This window comes from Pseudomonas sp. AFG_SD02_1510_Pfu_092, from assembly GCF_003331055.1.
Taxonomy (GTDB): domain Bacteria; phylum Pseudomonadota; class Gammaproteobacteria; order Pseudomonadales; family Pseudomonadaceae; genus Aquipseudomonas.
The window spans coordinates 60,690-80,611 of the sequence record NZ_PUQD01000003.1 but is presented as its reverse complement, the minus strand read 5'-3'; the positions used below and the strand labels follow the sequence as shown (position 1 = coordinate 80,611).

Here is a 19,922-nt window from a genome sequence, read left to right as displayed (position 1 = left end):
CGACCGTGCCTGGATCAGCCAGCCTTCAGTTTTCATGACTGTGCGCCTTCCCGTCCCGGTGCAGGTGCGCCTTCGAAGCCGGCTTCGCGTGGTGACCAGGCATGTTGTCGCCATGCTGGCCTTCATGGCCATGCATTTCACTTTCACCACCACCGTGCTGGTGGCCGCTACTGGCCGCGACCATCGTTTGGTACTGCTGGGCGTTCAACTGGGGTAGCTGATCCAGGAAAGCGACAATGCCCCAGATGTATTCATCGCTCATGCTCTTGCCCCAGGCCGGCATGCCAGAGGCCTTGATGCCGTGCTTGATGATCCAGAACGCCGCAGCGGGGTCGCCACCGGTCCCGCTTTTGGTCAGGTTGGGGGGAGATGGATACAGCGCCTGGCTGAGCTCGGTCTTCTCGACGCCAGGGGCGAGGTGGCAACCGATGCACATGGCGTTGTAGTTTCCGGCGCCGGTACGAATCAGCGCTTCATCCTTCAGGTCTGGCACCTCGATGTCCCTGGCCCGCACCGCGATCGAGCGGTCCCGTGCCATGGCCAGAAAGGCATGCACGGCGGGGAAATGGGGATCATCGGCGCCGACGTTGACCAGGCCGGAGTATGCAGCGCCCAGCACGGCCACGCTGGCCACTGCGCCTGCTGCAACAAGCGTTGTTATTGTTGTTTTCATGACGGGTTCTCAAAACCACATGCGAATACCGGCTACGAAACGCGCTTCATCCACCTCACCACCCTCGTCGCGGATGAAATCGGCGGTTTTGCCGTAGGAGCGGTTCCAGGTGACGCCGATGTAAGGGGCAAACTGACGAACAATTTCGTAGCGCAGGCGCAGGCCGACTTCGGTGTTCGCAAGGCCTGAGCCTACGCCGCGCTGCGGGTCGTTCTTGCCATAGAAATTGGCCTCAGCGGTTGGCTGCAGGATCAGGCGGTTGGTCAGCAGAATGTCGTAGTCGCCTTCCAGGCGAGCGGCAGTCTGGCCATTTTCGCCAATGAACGCGGTAGCCTCGGCTTCGAAGTCGTAAAGCGCCATGCCCTGGATACCGAACGCCGCCCAGGTCTGGGGGGATTCCGGCTTGAAGTCCTGGCGCACCCCGGCCACCACATCCCACCAGGGGCTGATCGCGCGGCCGTACAGCAACTGCAGTTCGGCATCCTCGGTTACACCGTTGGTACGTTCGCCTTCGGAGCGGATCCACAGCCGGTTGATATCGCCGCCTACCCAGCCCGAAGCATCCCAGGCCAGCGTGCTGCCCTCATCTGCATCCTGGTACTCGAGCTGATCCAGCAGGAAGAAGCTGTTGATCGCGCTGTCATGCACGTGATGCCCGCCCAGCGGGGGGAAGGCCGCCTGGCGATCGGCATCGGTCAGCACCGGGATCGGCGTGCGGCTGGTCGTCGGTGTATCCGCCGAACCATGGTTCATCTTCGAATGGTCCATGGCGCCATGGCCCATAGCATCATGGTTCATCTTCGAATGATCCATAGCGCCATGGTCCATGCCCTGCATGCTGCCATGGTCCATCGTCGAATGGTCCATCTGTTCAGCGGCGAAGCTGGGCGTAGCGCCCAGCACGCCGAGCGAAACGGTCAAGGCCAGCAGCGACGGACGTGCCAGGCTATCGAGCATCTTTCCCTGCCTCAGCTTTGTCGCTGTCATGCTCATCTCGGATCTCCAGTTCATTCGTCAACACGGACTTCACGGAACATGCCCATTTCCATATGGAACAGCAGGTGGCAGTGATAGGCCCAACGCCCCAAGGCATCGGCAGTGACGCGGTAGCTTCGTTTCGAGCCAGGCGGCATGTCGATCGTGTGTTTGCGCACCATGAAGTTGCCGTTCTCATCCTCCAGGTCGCTCCACATGCCATGCAGATGGATGGGGTGAGTCATCATGGTGTCGTTGACCAGGGTGATGCGCAGGCGCTCGCCGTACTTGAGGCGCAGTGGCTCGGCATCGGAAAACTTGATGCCGTCAAACGACCAGGCGAACTTTTCCATGTGGCCGGTGAGGTGCAGTTCGATTGTGCGACCTGGCGCGCGGCCGTCCGGGTCCGGGAAGGTGCTGCGCAGGTCCGCGTAGGTCAGCACACGGCGGCCGTTGTCGCGCAGCCCGATACCCGGGTCGTTCAGCTTTGGCGTCGGGCTCATGGTCTGCATGTCGACCAGTGGGTTGTTGCGCTCGGAGGCGGGATGGCCCTGCATGGCATCGCTACGGTCAGGCATGCTGCCGTGGTCCATGCCGGCCATGCTGCCATGGTCCATGCCAGCCATGTCGCCGTGATCCATACCGCCCATGCCACCATGGTCCATGCCCATGTCGCTCATGGCGATGATCGGCCGTGGGTCTACGGCCGGAACAGGCGCCTGCAAGCCTTCGCGAACAGCCAGGGTGCCCCTGGCGTAGCCGGTGCGGTCCATGGATTGAGCGAAAAGGGTGTAGGCCTGTTCGTGCTCCGGCTCGACGATGACGTCGTAGGTTTCGGCAACCGCGATACGGAATTCGTCGACCGAAACGGGTTGCACGTGCTGCCCGTCCGCCGCGACCACCGTCATCTTCAGGCCCGGAATACGCACATCGAAATAGCTCATCGCCGAGCCGTTGATGAAGCGCAGGCGGATCTTCTCGCCCGGCTTGAACACGCCCGTCCAGTTCCCGTCCGGGGCCTGGCCATTCATCAGGTAGGTGTAGGTGAAGCCGCTCACGTCAGCGAGGTCGGTGGGGCTCATTTTCATCTCAGCCCACATCTTGCGGTCGGCCAGCGCGGCGGACCAGCCCATCTCGCTCACGTCGTTGACGAAGTCACCCACCGTGCGCTTGTGGTAGTTGTAGTAGTCGGATTGCTTCTTTAGCTTGGCCAGCACCCGGGCAGGGTCTTCATCTGTCCAGTCGCTGAGCATGACCACGTAATCGCGGTCATAGGTGAACGGCTCAGGCTCTTTCGCATCGATGACCAGGGCACCGTACACCCCGACCTGCTCCTGGAACCCGGAGTGGCTGTGGTACCAGTAGGTGCCGTTCTGCCGGACCTTGAACTTGTACTCATACAGGCCGTCGGGGGCGATGCCATGGAAGCTCAGGCCCGGTACGCCATCCATGTTCGCCGGCAGGATGATGCCGTGCCAGTGGATGGACGTGTCCTGCTGCAAACGGTTACGCACGCGCAGCGTCACGGTGTCGCCTTCACGCCAGCGCAGAATCGGTCCCGGCACGGAGCCGTTGATGGCCATGGCGGTACGCTTGGTGCCGGTCATGTTGACCGGCAGTTCGCCGATGTACAGGTCGAAGTCGCTGCCGCTGAGCACATTCGGCTGGCCGGGGCTGTTCAGCGCCCAGACCGGCGTGCGCCACATGCCCAGCCCACCCAGTAGTCCGGTAGCGGCCAGGCCTTTGACGAAGGAGCGTCTTGTGGTTCTGCTTTGCATGCCGTTGCGTCCAGTCGGTCGATGAGTCGCGGCTGTTCGGGCGCTTGGATGCCCCAGCCGGTGGGCCAGAAAGTCCCACGGTCTTCCTTTACCTTAGCGGCTCTGCGCTGTCAGTCGGCTGAGTTGTGGATTACTTTTCTGTCAGCTTGCGCTGGGGCGAATTCGCGCACCCTGTGGGAGCGGGTTCACCCGCGAAGAATGCGACGCAGTGCATGGCACCGGCCGTGCCGGTGTTCGCGGGTAAACCCGCTCCCACAGGGTGCTACGCCGATGGCCACTATTCGCTGCGCAGCGCCGCCACCGGGTGCAGGCGGGCGGCCCGCAGTGCGGGCGCCAGGCCGGCGATTATGCCGAGCCCCGCCGCCAGCAGCAGTGCCAACAGCAGGAACAGCGGCTGCAACGCCAAGGGCAGGCCCGGCATGGCCAAGTGCAGCAGCCCGAGCAGCAGCCCCATCAACAGCAACCCCAGCACCCCACCCGCCAGGGACAGCAGCGTCGCTTCGGCGAGAAACAGCCCGAGCACCTGCCGCGGGCTGGCACCCATCGCCCGCAACAGGCCGATTTCCGCAGTGCGCTCAGCCACGGTGGTGGTCATGATGGTGACGATGCCGACGGCGCCGACCAGCAGGGAAATGCCGCCCAGCGCACCGATGGCCAGGCTCAGGCTGGCGAGCACCCGGTTGAAGCTGCGCAGCATGTCGTCCTGGGTGGTCAGGCTGAAGTCCTCGATGCCGTGCCGCTCGCCGAGCACTTGGCGAATCTGCCGGCTCAACGCGCGCGATGTGGTGCCGGCGTCGAACACCACATGGGCTTTGACCACCCCGGTGCGGTTGAACAGGCTTTGCGCCCAGTCCACCGGGATGTAGGCGATATCGTCGAGGTTGAAGCCGAGCAATTGGCCCTTTTCCGCCATCACGCCGATCACCCGGAAACGCATGCCACCGACGCGAACCAGCTCACCCAGCGGGTTACGCGCACCGAACAGCTCGGCGCGCAGCTGGTGGCCGAGCACCACGTAGGGCGGCGAGCGACCGTCACGCGCCTCGGGCAGAAACTCGCCCAGGCTCAGCTGCATGCGCCAAGCCTGCGCCAGTTGATGGCCGCTACCGAGAATGTCGCTGCGCCGGCTCAGTTGAGCGAACTGGATATCGCCGCTGCCCTGGATGATCGGCAGCGCCGCCTCGACATGCGGCAAACGCCGCAGGGCGTCGGTATCAGCGATGGTCAGTGGCCGTACGCTACCGAGCAGGCCGCCGAGGCCGCTGGTCTGGGTCTTGCCCGGGCGCACGGTGATGATCCGCGTACCGAACTGGGAAAAATTCTCCAGCACATAGCCGCGCACGCCTTCACCGATGGCCGTGAGCAGCGCCACGGCGGCGATGCCGATCGCTACCCCGAGCAGGGTCAGCAGGCTGCGCAACGGGCGGCTGGTCAGCGCCGAGCCGGTCAGGCGCAAACTGTCTTGCCAGCGCATCAGTGCGCCCCCGGCGGGCGTAATGCCGTCACCGGCTCCAGCGCCGCGGCCCGCGCGGCCGGCAGCCAGGCGAACAGCAGCGCCGTTCCGAGGGCCAACAGCACCGCGCCAGCCCGCGCCCACCAGGGCGCATAAAGCGGCACATCGAACGCCAGGCGCCCCAGCCAAAGCAAGGTTTCCGCCAGCAGCAGCCCGGCCAGCGCCCCACTCAAGGCCAATAGCGCTGCTTCGCCGAGAAACAGCAGGCGTAGCTGCGCGGCGGTCACGCCGATGGCTTTGAGCAGGCCGATTTCGGCGCTGCGCTGGCTGACGGCAATCCAGGTCACGTTCATGATCAGGATACCGGCCACCAGCAGGCTGATCGCGCCAATCCCGGCCACGGCCAGGGTCAGCACCGCGAGTATCTGGTCGAAGGCGCCGAGCAGGCTGTCCTGGCTGACCAGGGTGATGTCTTCCTCGCCCTCGTGGCGTTCCTTCAGCGCGGCGCCTATCAGCCGCTTGCCACGTTCCAGGGAACCCGGACCCTGTACCTCGACGAACACCCGTGACAGCCCTTCGCTGTTGAACAAGGCCTGGGCGCTGGCGACCGGAATGATCAGCATCTCGGCGAAGTCCATCCCCAGCGACTCGCCCCGCTCAGCGAGGATGCCGATCACCCGGAAGCGCCGGTCGCCGGCGCGCAACCATTCACCCAGGGCCGGGCGTGTACCGAACAGCTCGCGTCGGAGCTTGCCGCCGATCACGCAGACGGCCTCGGCCTGCTCGGGGTCCAGCGCCGGCAGGGGCTGGCCCTGGAGCACCGTCAGTTGGCGAATGGCGAAGAAGTCCCGGGTGGTGCCCAGGGTCAGGACCTCACGGTTGCGGTTGCCGGCGATTACCTCCATCTGCCCGGCCTGCTGCGGCGCGACCCGGCGAATGCCCGGCAAGCGGCTGACGGCCTGCATGTCCTGCAAGGTCAACGCGTGTGGGGTCAGGCCGGTGAGCGGTGGCATTCGCCCGGTGGTTTCCTTGCGGCCCGGGAAAACGATCAGGATGTCGCGCCCGAGCAGCGCGAATTCGTTCAGGACGAAGGCCCGCGCGCCTGCACCGAGCCCGGTCAGCAGGTTGACCGCAACCACCCCGATAGCGATGGCCAGCAATAGCATCAGGCTACGCGAGCGATGCCCACGCAAGGCGCCGAGCCAGAAGCCCAGGGCATCGGCGGCGCGCATCAGGCCAGCGCCCGCTGCGGCGTGGCGCTGTGAATACGCCCGTCACGCATGTGCAACTGGCGCTGTGCGCGGGCACCCAGGCTGGCATCGTGTGTCACCACGATCAGCGTCAGGCCCTCATCGTTAAGTTCCTCCAGCAGCTTGAACACCTCGGCACCGGCCTGGCTGTCGAGGTTGCCGGTGGGCTCGTCGGCCAGCAGCAGCGCCGGTTGCATGACCATCGCCCGGGCGATGGCGACGCGCTGGCGCTGGCCACCGGACAGTTCCGCCGGGCGGTGGGCTAGGCGCTCGCCCAGGCCCAGGCGCGCGACCAGCTGGCTGCTGCGCTTGCGCCGTTGCGCCGCGCCGATGCCGGCGAGGACCATCGGCAGTTCGATGTTTTCCAGCACCGTCAGCCGGGCGATCAGGTGGTAGGACTGGAACACGAAACCGATCAGTCGGCTGCGCAACTGGGCGCGCCGCGCCTCGCTCAGCGCCGCCGTGGCCTCGCCCTGCAACCAGTATTCGCCAGCGCTCGGCGCATCGAGCAGGCCGAGGATGTTCAGCAGGGTCGACTTGCCCGAGCCCGAGGGGCCCATCACCGCCATGTAGTCGCCGGCGGCGATGTCCAGGTCCAGGCCATCCAGCCCCATCACCTGCTGCTCGCCCAGCTGGAAGCTGCGGCAGCCGCCGCGCAGGCGGATCATGGCGCGTGCTCCTCGGCATCCACCGGGATCACCGCGGCGGTGTCCTTGAGCCCTTCCTGTTCGAGGCTGGCGACGATACGCGCTTGCTCGTCCAGCCCGGCGAGCACCTCGGTCCAGCGCCAGTTGCTCAACCCCGTCTGCAGCTGCACCTCGCGCAGTACCCGGGCGTTCGGGTCATAGCGCAGCACCCGCTGGCCCTCCAGCAAGGTCTCGGTGGGGATGCGCAAAGCACCTGCGTGCTGCTCCAGCAGGATCTCGACATCGGCGCTATAGCCGGTGAGCAGGGCCAGATCTGCCGGCGGCTGGTCGAAGCGCACCTCGACATCGACGGTGCGCGCCTGCTTCTCCAGTTCACGTACATACGGCGCGATGCGGCTGACGCGGCCGGCGAACTGCTGGCCACGGAAGGCATCCAGGCTGATCCGCACGGCGGTGCCGGGGCGAACCCGGGCAGCGTCCACCTCATCGATCGGCGCCTCGACATAGAGGCAACTGTCGTCAATCAGGTCGACCGCCGGCGGCGTGGGGATACCCGGCGGCGAAGGGGTGACGAACTCGCCGAGTTCGCCGTTGATTTCCGCGATGATGCCGGCGAATGGCGCACGCAGGGTGGTCTGTTCCAGCAGAGAACGCTGCAACTGCAGGCTGGCGTCGGCCTCGCGGATCAGCACGGCACTGGCGCTGCACATCAGCTTGGCCAGGTTGGCCTTGGTCTCGGCCTGGTCGAGGCGATCGGCGGCAATCAGCTTGCGGTCGGCCAGCTGGCCCAGGCGTTGCAAATCGCGTCGGTCCAGATGAGCCTGTTGGCAGCGTTGTTCGCGGCTGTTGCGTTGCGCCTCCAGCCGCGCCTCGGCTTCCTGCAGCCTGGCTTGTTGCTCGTCCTGGCGCAGGCGCATCAGCACCTGGCCGGTCTGCACCCGCTGGCCCTCGCTGACCAGCAACTCGGCAACCTGGCCGCCGACATTGAATGAAAGGTGCGAGCGTCGGCAGGACTTCAGCGTACCCGCGCGTGTGTTGGCCACCAGTGTTTCCACCGGCCCCCGCTCGACTTGCAGCAGCCGCACAGGCAACGGCTGTGGTCGACTCAACCAGCCGCCCAGCACTACAAGACAAGCCAATATCGACGAGCCAACCAGTAATTTGCGCATGGGCGGTACCTCCTGCCATATGGCTTGAGCCTAGATCAGGAGGGTGAAAGCTCCATGCGAAACGTCAGTAATCCGACGATTTTCAGATGAGCGTAAGGTTCGCGTCATATTAATGGCGAATGAGATTTTTTTCTTGGGACGCACTGCTCTTCCCTGGCTGTGGGGCAAGCCTTGGAAAGTGCTGAAGATGAGCGAGGCTTTTATGCTGGGCATTAAAAAGCCGGCTTGTGGCCGGCTTCTCGGGGACGCTTCCGACTAATTTATGGTAAGTCGCAATCGCCTTAACTGTGTGGCCAGCAAGGGCCTGAAAGAGATGGCAGATGCCCGTGTGGGATATCGCCGAGCCCTCTGAACCGCGGCTTGCGCCGGTAGGGGCTGAATGTGCGGCGTAGCATACAAGGGCATGCGCGGGATGCCCAGCAAAAAATGCCACAGGTTGTTTCAGCCTGGCCGTTGCTGGCGAAAATGCGACCAGTGGAACACCCAGCCGAGAATTTCCAGGCGCTGTGCGTGGCACTGGGCGGCGGTGTAGCGCTCTACGCCATAGGTGCGCCGATCATGGTTGTGCAGGCACAGCGTGCCGTGCTGGCCAAGGCTGAGGTTGTTTACCCGGAGCGTGCCGTTGTGCAACAGCGCATAGGTTTCACCGTCGACTACCCGGGTCATGCCGAGGTCAACGGCCAGGGTGGCTTGCAGCGGAATCAGTGGCGCCATGTTGCTGGCGGGCATGGCCAGGCAGATGGCGTTGCCGGCTGCCACCCCCAACCGTTTCAGCGCTTTGGCCGGCAGGTACAGGTGTTTGCCAGCCACCGGCAACAGCAGGCCCTGGTGCACTTCGTAGAACGGTACCTTGCGTGGCCGACCGCCGTGCACCGCCAGTGGCATGGGCAGGTCGGCGGGTATCGGCTCCGGGGGGTAGTTGCGCAGCATCGGGTTGAAATATTTCGGCCCCTCGCCGGTGCGCAACCAGCGCGGGTGCACGCAGAACAGGTCAGCCAGTTCCTCCAGCCGGGCCAGGGGCACGCCGCGGTTGAACCAGTTGTTGACGTGCTGTGGGGTAACGCCGCGCTGGACAGCGAAATCAGACGCGGTCAGGCCACATTCGTGGAGGAGAGCTTTGAGGCGGTCACCGGATGTGTTCATGGCGGCGAGTGTAGCGGCGGGGTGCCATCAAGGATATGAACCGGGTGTTGATGGGTGTTGTGCGAAAAGCACCTGTTTGTAGGGCGATGGAGTAAGACTGCGTCGGACTTTTTACCTTGCTGAGCCGCAGCACGAAGTAGCAGGCAAAAAAAACCCCGCCAGGGCGGGGTTCTTCAGGCAACCGGTATCAGCCCTTGTAGGCAGCCACCGATTTGGTGATCGCGGCACGGGCGGCGTCGGCGCCTTCCCAGCCTTCGATCTTGACCCACTTGCCCTTCTCGAGATCTTTGTAGTTGGCAAAGAAGTGCTCGATCTGCTGGATCAGCAGGGCTGGCAGGTCGGTGTATTCCTTCACATCGACGTACAGCTGCGACAGCTTGTCGTGAGGAACAGCGATGACCTTGGCGTCGCCGCCGCCGTCGTCGGTCATGTTCAGCACGCCGACCGGGCGGGCGCGAATGACCGAACCTGGGGCAACCGGGTAAGGGGTAACGACCAGCACGTCCAGCGGGTCACCGTCATCCGCCAGGGTGTTGGGGATGAAGCCGTAGTTGGCTGGGTAGAACATCGGGGTAGCCATGAAACGGTCGACGAACAGGGTATCGCTGTCCTTGTCGATCTCGTATTTGATCGGCGCGTGGTTGGCCGGGATCTCGATGGCGACGTAGATGTCGTTCGGCAGGTCTTTGCCCGCCGGAATCTTGCTGTAGCTCATTGGGCAGTGCCCCCGTGTTTGACCAAAAAAGTGGCGGCGATTATAGGCACATTCTGCCGGGGCATGCCACGCCTGGCCTGATGTGCGGCCCCGTCAGGCGTGGCTTTCACGGTATTCGGGGTGTTCGGCCTGCAGCCGCGACAGGCGCGCCAGCGGGTCCTGGCGGTAGAACCGCGACAACTGGGTGTAGACCTTTGGATAAGCCTGGTGCAGCAGGTCGGGGGCACTAAAGAAGTATTCGCTGGTGACCGCAAAGAATTCCGCCGGGTTTTCCGCTGCATAGGGGTCGATGGCGGTTTCGGCGTCGGGGTTGGCGTCCAGCTGGCGGTTGAGGTCGTCATAGGCCTGCTGCATGGCCGTCGCCCATTCATCCACCGGCATGCCGGTGTGCAGCGGGGGCAGGCCGTTGGCGTCGCCATTGAGCATGTCGAGCTTGTGCGCCAGCTCATGGATGACCAGGTTGTAGGCCTCCCAGCCGCCACTGGCCTGCACCCCGCTCAAGGCAAGAATGATCGGGCCCTGTTGCCAGGCTTCGCCGCTGTGCTCGCCGTCCCACACGTGCTCCACGCCACTGGCGTCGCGATGGCGCTGAGGGCTCTTGAAATCGTCGGGGTAGAGAATGATTTCGTGAAAACCCTGGTACCAGTTCAATTCGCCCAGGTGCAGCAACGGCAACTGCGCCTGGGCAGCCAGCAACAGGCGCTGCTCGTCGTCCAGTTCGACGCTGGGCAGGCAGGTGAGGTGCTTGTCGACCAGAAACAGGATGCAGGCTTCGCGCAGCCAGCGGTCTTCTTCGTCGGTGATGCCGTCCAGCATCGGCAGGCGCGCGCGTACGGCCTGCCATTGCTGGGCGGTAATGGGGTAGCGCGCCAGGGTGCGCTTGCGCCGCCAGGCGCTGAACGACCACATCGGCAGGGTTCAGTGTGCCTTGGCCGTGCGGCCCAGGCGGCCACGCAGCAGGCCGAGGATCATCGGCACCAGCGACAGGACGATGATGCCCACCACCATCAGCGACAGGTGCTGCTTGATGAACGGCACGTTGCCGAAGAAGTAGCCCAGGGTGACCAGGCCACCGACCCACAGCAGCGAACCGGCGACGCTGAAGCCGAGAAAGCGTGGGTAGTGCATGTGGGCGATGCCGGCGACGAACGGCGCGAAGGTACGCAGGATGGGCAGGAAGCGCGCCATGGTCACGGTCTTGCCGCCGTGGCGTTCATAGAAGTCGTGGGTACGCTGCAGGTAGTCGCGGCGGAAGATCTTCGAGTTGGGGTTGTTGAACAGCCGCTCGCCGACCGTGCGGCCGATCACGTAGTTGGTGCTGTCGCCCAGGATCGCGGCGGCCATCAGCAGGCCTGCCAGCAGTACCGGGTCCATGCCGCCGCCTGCGGCCACGGCGCCGGCGATGAACAGCAGCGAATCGCCAGGCAGGAAGGGCATGACCACCAGCCCGGTTTCACAGAAGATCACGGTGAACAGGATGGCGTAGATCCAGGGACCGTAATTGGTGACCAGCAGATCGAGGTAGGCATCGAGATGCAGGATAAGGTCCAGCGGGTTGAAATCCATGTACAGCACCTGTGTTCTTTGGGCGTAGGCTCGGTTACCTGGGGATAGGTAAAATTTCACACATGACAGGTGCGCCATTATACGGCTAAGTCAGGAACATGCCTGGGGAGTTTGTAGCGGGGGGTTACGGTAGGGGTAGTCCTGTAGCGGCCTCTTCGCGGGCGCGCCCGCTCCCACAGGAATAGCGACGCATCTGAAATCGGTGCAGTACCCGCGAAGAGGCCAGTGCAGGAGTAACGCTCAATCCTGACTGATCGGCAGTATGTAGCTCTTGAACTCGTTATCCTCACGAAAGCCGATCGATTCGTAGGTCTTGTGCGCCACCTCATTGTCCGCACTGGTCGATACCCGCATGCGCACGGCGTTGGTCTCTTTGGCCATTTTCTTCGCCTCGCGCATCAAGTGGTCAGCCACCAGCATGCGCCGCGAATCTTCGGCCACGTAGATATCGTTGAGAATCCACACCCGCTTCAACGACAGCGAGGAAAAGCTCGGGTACAGCTGACAGAACCCCAGCAGCCTGGTGTCGTCGTCATCCGGCAGTGCCAGGTAGATCACCGACTCGTCCCGCTTCAGGCGCTTTTCCAGAAAACTGCGCGAGCTGTCCGGGTAAGGGAGCTGCCCGTAGAACTCACGGTATTTGACGAACATTGGCGTAAGCAGGTCGAGGTGTTGCAGGGTTGCCTTGATGATGCGCATGTGCGGCCCTCAGAGTCCATTAGGGAAACAGCGGATTGCCAGCAGTTCTCCCGGGCATGCTGCCCAATGCGCGTGGCAAGCGCAATCCGCCTTGCGTGACAGGTTTCTTACCCTTTGCCGAGCAGGAAGTTGCCGCGCTGGCTGGCGCCTTGCTCGCTTTCCAGGCTATGGACCTCGGCTTCGTCCTTCAGATTCACTCCGGAAAGCTGGCGCCGGCAGGCTTCGCGCATCAAATACAGCAGGCGGTGCGCCGCCATGCCGTAGCTCAGCCCTTCCAGGCGGATGTTGGAAATGCAGTTGCGGTAGGCATCGGTCAGCCCGACCTTGGGTGCATAGGTGAAATACAGGCCAAGGCTGTCGGGCGAGCTTAGCCCGGGGCGTTCGCCGATCAGCATCACCGTCATCCGTGCACCGAGTAATTCACCGACTTCGTCGGCCACCGCCACGCGGCCTTGCTCCACCAGGACCACCGGGGCGCTGGTCCAGCCGTCGGCGGCGGCCTGCTCTTCGAAGCGGGCCAGGAACGGCAGGCTGTGGCGGTGCACGGCCAGGGCCGACAGGCCATCGGCGACGACAATGGCCAGGTCGACCCCGCCGGGGTTGGCCTGGGCGTGCTGGCGCAGCGTGGTAACCGACGCTTCGTTCAGCCGCCGCCCCAGGTCCGGGCGTTGCAGGTACTGGTCGCGGTCGCTGGCGGCGCTGTGCAGCACCAGGCTTTCGCGCCCGCGGTCACTCAGCTGGCTGGCCAGGCCGGCGTGGTCGAAGGCCAGGTGCACGGCATCGCGGGCCTGGGCATGGGCGAACTGGAAGTCCAGCTGCGCCCCGGTCGGCAGGCTGGTGCCGACGCGGCCCAGGGCGATGCGCGCCGGGGTCAGGTTGCGCAGGGCCAGCCAAGGGTTGTCGGGGGTAGGCGTGCGGTGGTCCATGGTCGTCCCTATGCAAGCTGTGCCAAGGCCTGGCGGAAGGCCGGCGGCAGGTTGTCACCAAAGCGCACCCGGCCATCGGCCTGGGTGAAGATGCCGGTGCGGGCCAGCCACGCCTCGAACTCCGGCCCGGGCTTCAGGCCCAGGGTCTGGCGCGCGTACAGCGCGTCGTGGAACGAGGTGGTCTGGTAGTTGAGCATGATGTCGTCGGAGCCGGGGATACCCATGATGAAGTTGATCCCGGCCACACCCAGCAGGGTCAGCAGGGTGTCCATGTCGTCCTGGTCGGCTTCGGCGTGGTTGGTGTAGCAGATATCGCAGCCCATCGGCACGCCCAGCAGCTTGCCGCAGAAGTGGTCCTCGAGGCCGGCGCGGATGATCTGCTTGCCGTTGTACAGGTACTCCGGGCCGATGAAGCCGACCACGGTATTGACCAGGAACGGCTTGAAGTGGCGGGCCACCGCATAGGCGCGGGTCTCGCAGGTTTGCTGATCGACGCCATGGTGGGCGTTGGCCGACAGCGCGCTGCCCTGGCCGGTCTCGAAGTACATCAGGTTCTGCCCGAGGGTGCCGCGTTGCAGCGACAGGCCCGCTTCGTAACCTTCCTGCAGCACGTTCAGGTTGATGCCGAACCCGGCGTTGGCCGCCTCGGTGCCGGCGATGGACTGGAACACCAGGTCCAGTGGCACGCCACGGTTGATCGCCTCTATCGAGGTGGTGACGTGGGTCAGCACGCAGGCCTGGGTGGGGATGTCGTAGCGCTGGATGATGGCGTCGAGCATTTCCAGCAGGGCACAGATCGAGGCGATGCTGTCGGTGGCCGGGTTGATGCCGATCATGGCGTCACCGTTGCCGTACAGCAGGCCGTCGAGAATGCTGGCGGCGATGCCGGCGGGGTCATCGGTGGGGTGGTTGGGCTGCAGCCGGGTCGACAGCCGCCCGCGCAGGCCCATGGTGCCGCGGAAGCGGGTGACCACGCGGATCTTCTGCGCCACCAGCACCAGGTCCTGCACGCGCATGATCTTCGACACCGCTGCGGCCATTTCCGGGGTCAGCCCGGGTGCCAGGGCGCGCAGGCTGTCCTCGTTGGCCGCCTCGCTCAGCAGCCAGTCGCGCAGGCCGCCGACGGTCAGGTGGCTGACCGGGGCGAAAGCCTGGGCATCGTGGGTGTCGATGATCAGGCGGGTGACTTCATCTGCTTCGTAAGGGATCAGCGCTTCATTGAGGAAATGCGTCAGCGGGATGTTGGCCAGGGCCATCTGCGCGGCGACGCGCTCGCCGTCGTTGCTGGCCGCAACGCCCGCCAGGTAGTCCCCCGAACGCGCCGGGCTGGCCTTGGCCATGACTTCCTTGAGGCTGTCGAAGCGGTAGACCATATGGCCTACCGTGTGGACGAAACTTGCCATACAGACTCTCCAGAGCCGCGGGTCGCCCCGCGGCGGGTGGCGGCGATCAGTGCAGGGCCTCTTCGGCCTTCTGGATCGCGGCGAATTCCTCTTCCGGTGTGCCCGCGACCAGGTGGTGGCGGCTGTAGAAAGCAAAGTAGGCAATTAATACCGCATAGATCACTGCGGCGCCAATCACCACCCGTGGGTCAACCAGGAACCCGGCGACCACGGCGATGCAGGCCAACACCAAGGCCACGCCCGAAGTGAAGATGCCCCCGGGGGTGCGGTAGGGGCGCTCCATCTTCGGCCGGCGGATGCGCAGGGTGATATGCGCGGCCATCATCAGCACGTAGGACAAGGTGGCGCCGAACACCGCGACCAGGATCAGCAGGTCACCCTGGCCGGTCAGCGACAGGGCAAAGCCGATGATGCCGGGGATGATCAGGGCCAGTACCGGCGCCTTGCTCTTGTTGGTTTCCGACAGCTTGCGTGGCAGGTAGCCCGCGCGGGACAGGGCAAAAATCTGCCGGGAATAGGCGTAGATGATCGAGAAGAAGCTGGCGATCAGCCCGGCCAGGCCGACCAGGTTGACGAAACTGCCCATCCAGGTGGAGCCGCCATAGGCCTTGGCCAATGCCTCGACCAGCGGGTTGCCGGAGGCTTTCAGCGCTTCGGAGCCTGCACCGCCGGGGCCGACCACCAGAATCAGCAGGGCGAAGGCCAGCAGCACCAGCATGGCGCCGATCAGGCCGCGTGGCAGGTCACGTTTGGGGTTCTTGGTTTCTTCGGCAGCCAGCGGCACGCCCTCTACGGCGAGGAAGAACCAGATGGCGTAGGGGATGGCCGCCCACACGCCGACATAGCCGAACGGCAGGAAGCTGCTGGCGCCGACGGCGTCGGTCTGGGCGATGTCGAACAGGTTGGCTGCATCAAAATGGGGCAGCATGCTCACCAGGAACACCGCCAGGGCGATGGCGGCGATGGCGGTGATGATGAACATCAGCTTCAACGCCTCGCCCACGCCAAAGATGTGGATGCCGATGAAGACGATGTAGAACGCCAGGTAGATCATCCAGCCGCCGATGCCGAACAGCGACTGGCAATAGGCGCCGATGAACACCGCGATGGCAGCGGGGGCAATGGCGTATTCGATGAGGATCGCCGTGCCGGTGAGAAAGCCGCCCCACGGGCCGAAGGCGCTGCGGGCAAAGCCGTAGCCGCCACCTGCGGTGGGGATCATCGACGACAGTTCGGCCAGCGAGAAGCACATGCACAGGTACATGGTGGCCATCAGCAGGGTGGCGAGGAACATGCCGCCCCAGCCGCCCTGGGCCAGGCCGAAGTTCCAGCCGGCGTAGTCGCCGGAGATGACGTAGGCCACGCCCAGGCCGACCAGCAGCACCCAGCCGGCGGCGCCCTTTTTCAGTTCACGTTGCTGGAAATAGTCCGAGCCGACCTTTTCGAAGTCGACGGAAGAGCCTGCCGGCGAGCCGGCGGAATGATCGCTTGGCATAGATTCACCTGTTGTTTTTCTTGGTGGCCGGACGGGTTCCGGGCCGATGGTGATGGGTATTGCAGAAAGCGAGCCAGAGTGGTTGGTGCTCTGGATTTTGTGTTTGCAGGTCCGGCCTCATCGCCGGCAAGCCGGCTCCCACAGGTACTGCACAGGTCTGGAAGCCCTGCGCTCCCTGTGGGAGCTGGCTTGCCTGCGATGGGCTGCAAAGCAGCCCCCGAGGCCATTCCAGGGTTTAGAAGAAGCCCAACGGATTGATGTCGTAGCTCACCAGCAGGTTCTTTGTCTGCTGGTAATGGTCGAGCATCATCTTGTGCGTCTCACGCCCAACCCCGGACTTCTTGTAGCCACCGAACGCGGCATGCGCCGGGTACAGGTGGTAGCAGTTGGTCCACACGCGGCCCGCCTTGATCCCACGGCCCATGCGGTAGGCACGGTTGATGTCGCGGGTCCACACCCCGGCGCCCAGGCCGAACTCGGTGTCGTTGGCAATGGCCAGCGCTTCGGCTTCGTCCTTGAAGGTGGTGACGCTGACCACCGGGCCGAAGATCTCTTCCTGGAACACGCGCATCCTGTTGTTGCCCTTGAGCAGGGTCGGCTGGATGTAGTAGCCGGTAGCCAGCGCGCCTTCGAGTTTTTCCACCTTGCCGCCGGTCAGCAGCTCGGCGCCTTCCTCCTGGGCAATGTCGAGGTACGACAGGATCTTCTCGAACTGCTGCTGCGAAGCCTGGGCGCCGACCATGGTGTCGGTGTCCAGCGGGTCGCCACGCTTGATCTGCAGCACCTTCTTCATCACCACTTCCATGAACTGCGGGTAGATCGACTCCTGTACCAGGGCGCGCGACGGGCAGGTGCACACTTCGCCCTGGTTGAAGAACGCCAGCACCATGCCTTCGGCGGCTTTTTCGATGAAGCTCGGCTCGGCCTGCATGATGTCTTCGAAGTACACGTTCGGCGACTTGCCGCCCAGTTCGACGGTGGACGGGATGATGTTTTCAGCGGCGCATTTCATGATGTGCGAACCCACCGGCGTCGAGCCGGTGAAGGCGATCTTGGCGATGCGCTTGCTGGTGGCCAGCGCTTCACCGGCCTCGCGGCCATAGCCCTGCACGATGTTCAGTACGCCTTTGGGCAGCAGGTCACCGATCAGTTCGACCAGTACGGTGATGCCCAGCGGGGTTTGCTCGGCCGGCTTGAGCACCACGCAGTTGCCGGCGGCCAGGGCCGGGGCCAGCTTCCAGGCGGCCATCAGGATCGGGAAGTTCCACGGGATGATCTGCCCGACCACGCCCAGCGGTTCGTGGATATGGTAGGCCACGGTGTTTTCGTTGATCTCGGCGGCGCCGCCTTCCTGGGCACGGATGCAACCGGCGAAGTAACGGAAGTGGTCCACAGCCAGCGGGATGTCGGCATTGAGTGTTTCGCGCACCGGCTTGCCGTTGTCCCAGGTCTCGGTAATGGCCAGCACTTCAAGGTTCTGTTCGATGCGGTCGGCGATCTTCAGCAGGACGTTGGAGCGGTCCTGTACCGAGGTGCGGCCCCAGGCGTCGGCTGCGGCGTGGGCAGCATCCAGGGCTTTGTCGATGTCTTCGGCAGTGGAGCGGGGGAACTCGGCGATCGGCTGGCCGTTCACCGGGGAAGTGTTGGTGAAGTACTCACCCTTTACCGGAGGAACGAACTCACCACCGATGTAGTTGCCGTAGCGGCTCTTGAAAGAAACCTTCGCGCCTTCGGTACCGGGATGTGCGTAACGCATGGTGTGTCTCCTGGCTATTGTGCTTGTTAGGGAGTTGGAAAGCGTAGAGCAAAGGTTGGGCCAGCGTTGCCAGCGCCAGGCAAATCAATGACTTGGGTCAGTACCCAGGGCGTGGGCAAGGGCCGCTGTGCCAGCGTCGGTACGCGCAGGGGTGACACTTTGTGCCATTTGCGACACGTAACCGGAGGGTGCATTGCAAAGCCTTCCCGGGTGGAGGATGCTGGCGGAACGCTCTATCTGCGGAGAACTACAACAATGCAGAGCAATCATTTCAGTCGGCATGCCCGCCAGGTGCATACCGTTGCTCATGGTGGCGCCGGGGAGGGCGGCAGCGATCCGTCCATCGCCCGCTCCTGGCTGCGCTGCCTGGAGGACTACCACCTCGACCCGTCGGTAAGCGAGGCGCCAGTGGTGCTCGAGCACGGGCGCCTGCTGGAAAGCCGCGAGCGCCTGCGCCAGGTGCTGCAGATTGCCGATCATGAAATGAACAGCCTGCACCAGCAGCTCTCCGGGGCCGGCCATGCGGTGTTGCTGACCGATGCCCGCGGGGTCATCCTCAATTGCGTCAGCGCACCGACCGAACGGCGCAGCTTCGAGCGCGCCGGGCTGTGGCTGGGCGCCGACTGGAGCGAGGCGCGCGAAGGCACCAACGGCATTGGCACCTGCCTGGTCGAGCGCCAGGCGCTGACCATCCACCAGAACGAACATTTTCGTGGCCGACATACCGGGCTGACCTGCTCGGCCAGCCCGGTGTTCGACCCGCATGGCGAGCTGCTGGCAGTGCTGGATGTGTCGTCGGCACGGCCCGATGTGTCCCGGCAGAGCCAGTTCCACACCATGGCCTTGGTCAACCTGTCGGCGAAGATGATTGAAAGCTGCTATTTCCTGCGCCATTTCGAGCAGCAGTGGCTGCTGCGCTTTCACTTGCAGGCCGAGTCGGTCGGCCTGTTCAGCGAAGGCCTGCTGGCGTTCGACGGCGATGGACGCATCTGTGCCGCCAACCAGAGCGCGTTGAACCTGCTGGGCACCGTGCGCGGTGGAGTGCTGGGCAAGCCGCTGGAGCGTTTTTTCGCCTGCAGCCACGATGAACTGTTCAGCCGTGCCACGCCCACCGGCAGCACGGCCTGGCCGCTGCACACCCTGGACGGTCGCCAGGTGTTCGCCAGCCTGCGTGGCCAGGCGCGTGCGCCGGTGTGGTCGGTGCCCGCCGCCCAGCCACGCCCTGCGCGCGATGTGCAGCCGCTTATCTGCCTGCTTGACCCGGCCTTGCAAAATGACTTCCGCCGCAGCGTGCGGGTGTTCGAGCGCGATGTGCCGCTGCTGTTGCGCGGCGAAACCGGCTGCGGCAAGGAGGCCTTCGCCCAGGCTGTGCACCAGGCCAGCGAGCGGCGCAGCAAGCCGTTCGTTGCAATCAACTGTGCGTCGATCCCGGAGAGCCTGATCGAGAGCGAACTGTTCGGTTACCGCGGCGGCAGCTTTACCGGCGCGCGCAAGGAAGGCATGCGCGGCAAGCTGCTGCAAGCCGATGGTGGCACCTTGCTGCTGGACGAGATCGGCGACATGCCGCTGGCCCTGCAAACCCGCCTGCTGCGCGTGCTCGAGGAGCGCCAGGTGGTGCCCATCGGTGGCGAGCCGCAGGCGGTCGATGTGCGCATTGTCAGCGCCACCCACCGCGACCTGCTGGAGCGGGTGGAGCAGGGCAGTTTCCGCGAGGATCTGTATTACCGCCTGAATGGCCTGGAGGTGGCGTTGCCGGCGGTACGCGAGCGCAGTGACAAGGCGCAGTTGCTGGACTTTCTGCTGCGCCAGGAGGCCCAGGGGCAACTGCTCGATATCGAGCCGAGGGCGCGCCAGGCACTGCTCGACTTTGCCTGGCCGGGTAACGTGCGGCAGATGCGCAATGTGCTGCGCACCCTGGTGGCGCTTTGCGAAGATGCCCGCATCAGCTTCCCGGATCTGCCCGCCATCATCCGCAACAGCCTGCCCCCTATGGGAGTGGGCGAGCCCGCGAAAGCGTCCGGCCAGGCGACACAAGGCGAGGGCGATGCCCTCGTTCGCGGGCACGCCCGCTCCCACAGGTCCAGCGTTGGACCGGAAGTTGATGGGGAACCTGTGGGTACCGAGGTTCTGCAAGATGCTGAACGGCAAGCGCTAATGGAAATACTGGAAGCAAAACACTGGCACCTCACCCGTGTCGCCGAGCACTTGGCCATCAGCCGCAACACCTTGTATCGAAAACTGCGCAAACACCGCATCACCAGGGCCGACTGAGCG

At 64.5% G+C, this 19,922-nt stretch carries 17 protein-coding genes; 1 reads left to right on the top strand and 16 read right to left on the bottom strand.

Annotated elements, in window-relative coordinates; translation table 11 throughout:
* Positions 1 to 25: 25 nt before the first annotated feature.
* The 16 genes from C6A77_RS02560 to C6A77_RS02480 all read right to left on the bottom strand — a co-directional run bounded on the left by C6A77_RS02560 (position 26) and on the right by C6A77_RS02480 (position 17,648).
* Complete coding sequence (locus tag C6A77_RS02560; protein WP_114167897.1) at positions 26 to 673, bottom strand: cytochrome c; 648 nt, start codon at positions 671 to 673, stop codon at positions 26 to 28.
* Positions 674 to 682: 9 nt separating this feature from the next.
* The gene (locus C6A77_RS02555; RefSeq protein WP_114167896.1) at positions 683 to 1,630 is read right to left on the bottom strand and encodes a copper resistance protein B; all 948 of its coding nucleotides are present in this window, start codon (positions 1,628 to 1,630) and stop codon (positions 683 to 685) included.
* Between the two features lie 50 nt (positions 1,631 to 1,680).
* Positions 1,681 to 3,426, bottom strand: a complete 1,746-nt coding sequence (locus tag C6A77_RS02550) for a copper resistance system multicopper oxidase (protein WP_114167895.1) — start codon at positions 3,424 to 3,426, stop codon at positions 1,681 to 1,683.
* 277 nt (positions 3,427 to 3,703) lie between these two features.
* On the bottom strand, positions 3,704 to 4,900 hold the full coding sequence (locus C6A77_RS02540) for an ABC transporter permease (protein WP_114167893.1): 1,197 nt from the start codon (positions 4,898 to 4,900) through the stop codon (positions 3,704 to 3,706).
* Positions 4,900 to 6,111 carry an ABC transporter permease gene (locus C6A77_RS02535; protein WP_114167892.1) on the bottom strand — a complete coding sequence of 404 codons (1,212 nt, stop codon included), beginning with the start codon at positions 6,109 to 6,111 and terminating at the stop codon, positions 4,900 to 4,902. The genes C6A77_RS02540 and C6A77_RS02535 overlap by 1 nt, the downstream gene beginning before the upstream one ends.
* Positions 6,111 to 6,797 (bottom strand): ABC transporter ATP-binding protein, encoded by a 687-nt coding sequence (locus tag C6A77_RS02530; RefSeq protein ID WP_114167891.1) that lies wholly within the window; start codon positions 6,795 to 6,797, stop codon positions 6,111 to 6,113. Before C6A77_RS02530 ends, C6A77_RS02535 begins: the two co-directional genes overlap by 1 nt.
* Entirely contained in the window at positions 6,794 to 7,945 is a 1,152-nt protein-coding gene (locus tag C6A77_RS02525) for an efflux RND transporter periplasmic adaptor subunit (RefSeq protein WP_114167890.1), read from the bottom strand. Before C6A77_RS02525 ends, C6A77_RS02530 begins: the two co-directional genes overlap by 4 nt.
* A 441-nt stretch (positions 7,946 to 8,386) precedes the next feature.
* Positions 8,387 to 9,088 (bottom strand): helix-turn-helix transcriptional regulator, encoded by a 702-nt coding sequence (locus C6A77_RS02520; RefSeq protein ID WP_114167889.1) that lies wholly within the window; start codon positions 9,086 to 9,088, stop codon positions 8,387 to 8,389.
* Positions 9,089 to 9,275: 187 nt separating this feature from the next.
* Positions 9,276 to 9,803, bottom strand: a complete 528-nt coding sequence (gene ppa, locus C6A77_RS02515) for an inorganic diphosphatase (RefSeq protein ID WP_003255365.1) — start codon at positions 9,801 to 9,803, stop codon at positions 9,276 to 9,278.
* Positions 9,804 to 9,896: 93 nt separating this feature from the next.
* Positions 9,897 to 10,712, bottom strand: a complete 816-nt coding sequence (locus C6A77_RS02510) for a zinc-dependent peptidase (protein WP_114167888.1) — start codon at positions 10,710 to 10,712, stop codon at positions 9,897 to 9,899.
* Between the two features lie 9 nt (positions 10,713 to 10,721).
* Positions 10,722 to 11,369, bottom strand: coding sequence for a DedA family protein (locus C6A77_RS02505; RefSeq protein WP_114167950.1), 648 nt, complete (start codon positions 11,367 to 11,369; stop codon positions 10,722 to 10,724).
* 240 nt (positions 11,370 to 11,609) lie between these two features.
* Positions 11,610 to 12,068, bottom strand: a complete 459-nt coding sequence (locus C6A77_RS02500; protein WP_114167887.1) for a GNAT family N-acetyltransferase — start codon at positions 12,066 to 12,068, stop codon at positions 11,610 to 11,612.
* Positions 12,069 to 12,175: 107 nt separating this feature from the next.
* Entirely contained in the window at positions 12,176 to 12,994 is an 819-nt protein-coding gene (gene eutC / locus C6A77_RS02495; RefSeq protein ID WP_114167886.1) for an ethanolamine ammonia-lyase subunit EutC, read from the bottom strand.
* An 8-nt stretch (positions 12,995 to 13,002) separates the two neighbouring features.
* On the bottom strand, positions 13,003 to 14,397 hold the full coding sequence (locus C6A77_RS02490) for an ethanolamine ammonia-lyase subunit EutB (protein WP_114167885.1): 1,395 nt from the start codon (positions 14,395 to 14,397) through the stop codon (positions 13,003 to 13,005).
* A gap of 46 nt (positions 14,398 to 14,443) precedes the next feature.
* Positions 14,444 to 15,892: an ethanolamine permease gene (gene eat, locus C6A77_RS02485; RefSeq protein ID WP_114167884.1), complete on the bottom strand. Its 1,449-nt coding sequence runs from the start codon at positions 15,890 to 15,892 to the stop codon at positions 14,444 to 14,446.
* Between the two features lie 235 nt (positions 15,893 to 16,127).
* Positions 16,128 to 17,648 (bottom strand): aldehyde dehydrogenase family protein, encoded by a 1,521-nt coding sequence (locus C6A77_RS02480; protein WP_114167883.1) that lies wholly within the window; start codon positions 17,646 to 17,648, stop codon positions 16,128 to 16,130.
* A 255-nt stretch (positions 17,649 to 17,903) separates the two neighbouring features.
* Between C6A77_RS02480 and C6A77_RS02475 the strand changes: the two genes are divergently transcribed.
* Positions 17,904 to 19,919: a sigma-54-dependent Fis family transcriptional regulator gene (locus C6A77_RS02475; RefSeq protein ID WP_114167882.1), complete on the top strand. Its 2,016-nt coding sequence runs from the start codon at positions 17,904 to 17,906 to the stop codon at positions 19,917 to 19,919.
* Positions 19,920 to 19,922 lie beyond the last annotated feature (3 nt).